Source organism: Cryobacterium sp. MLB-32 (assembly GCF_000738085.1).
In the GTDB taxonomy this organism is placed as follows: domain Bacteria; phylum Actinomycetota; class Actinomycetes; order Actinomycetales; family Microbacteriaceae; genus Cryobacterium.
Genome location: NZ_JPRS01000369.1, coordinates 1 through 1,158 on the forward strand (window position 1 = coordinate 1; position 1,158 = coordinate 1,158).

1 protein-coding gene is annotated in these 1,158 nt (G+C 60.2%); it reads right to left on the reverse strand.

Features of this window, described 5'->3' with window-relative positions; translation table 11 throughout:
- Positions 1 to 473: 473 nt before the first annotated feature.
- Positions 474 to 1,094: a thymidine kinase gene (locus tag JF66_RS18645; RefSeq protein ID WP_035879730.1), complete on the reverse strand. Its 621-nt coding sequence runs from the start codon at positions 1,092 to 1,094 to the stop codon at positions 474 to 476.
- Between the last annotated feature and the right edge of the window lie 64 nt (positions 1,095 to 1,158).

The window sequence follows — 1,158 nt, forward strand, 5'->3', positions numbered from 1 at the left end:
AGGTCGATCTTCTCGTCCGGGGGCGTTGCATCCAGAAGCTCGGTCACAGTCGCTACCGTGCCGACAACGTGAATATTGCCGATGGTCGAAAACAGTTCAGCGAAACCGCGTGCGACGATTTCATGATCATCAATAAGCGCCACTCTGTAGCGGTACATGCTCACAACCCTAATAGGGGGACAGACCGGTACGTGTATCCACAAGCCCTGTCGCAGTCCGACGTGGCGAAATCGTGACCCTTGGCCCATAAACGTATCGCACAGGGGGAAAAACTGCATAAAAGCACGGTGGTGCCACTCAATATGGGGGCCGATGGAAGTAACGGCTACCGCATTACTGGGGGTGTACCTACAGTTGAGCCTGGGGAACATAACGGGGGTACCGGGGGTGTTGAGGCATTCGCGACTTCCGAACAGGAGCTTGCGGGTGCCTCACCTATGGTTTCCATCCGCCATCGCACCGACACGAGGCGCTCAGGATCGGCTTCGCGTGTTGAGAACGCCGCCACTTTCTTCGAGATAGCACGAACCGCACAGCGATTCGTACGTCACCTCCGCTTCGTCGATCGCGACCTGATCGCCGTCGAAGACATAGACGCCGTCGACCTTGCGCCCGTTGAACACCGCCTTACGCCCACACCGGCAAATCGTCTTGAGCTCTTCGAGGCTGTGAGACACCTCAAGCAATCGCCGACTGCCGGGAAAGGCGACGGTCTGGAAGTCCGTTCGAATGCCATACGCGAGCACGGGGACATTCTCCAGGATGGCGATGCGCAGCAGGTCATCCACCTGCGTCTCGGTGAGAAACTGTGCCTCATCGAGCAGCAGAGCGCTCACGTCGAGCCCGGTTTGGGCGAGCACCTGCGCGCGGTGCAGTTGGAAAGTGGCGAGGGCATCCGTATCCGGCGTCAGCAGATAGTCGACTGCGCGGGTGACGCCGAGCCTGGAGAGGATACCGCGGTCACCCTTCGTGTCAACGGACGGCTTGGCGAGCAGCACCTGGTGCCCCCGCTCCTCGTAGTTGTAGGCGGCCTGGAGCATAGAGGTGCTCTTGCCGCTGTTCATCGCTCCGTAGCGGAAGTAGAGCTTCGCCATCAGTACTCGTTTCTGGTTGCGGCCGCAGCCAGGGTGGGTCGTTCGCGGGCGCTCCCGGTCTCGA

Excerpts from the sequence above, each read along its gene's own strand:
- JF66_RS18645 (WP_035879730.1), bottom strand. The coding sequence starts at position 1,094 with ATGGCGAAGCTCTACTTCCGCTACGGAGCGATGAACAGCGGCAAGAGC.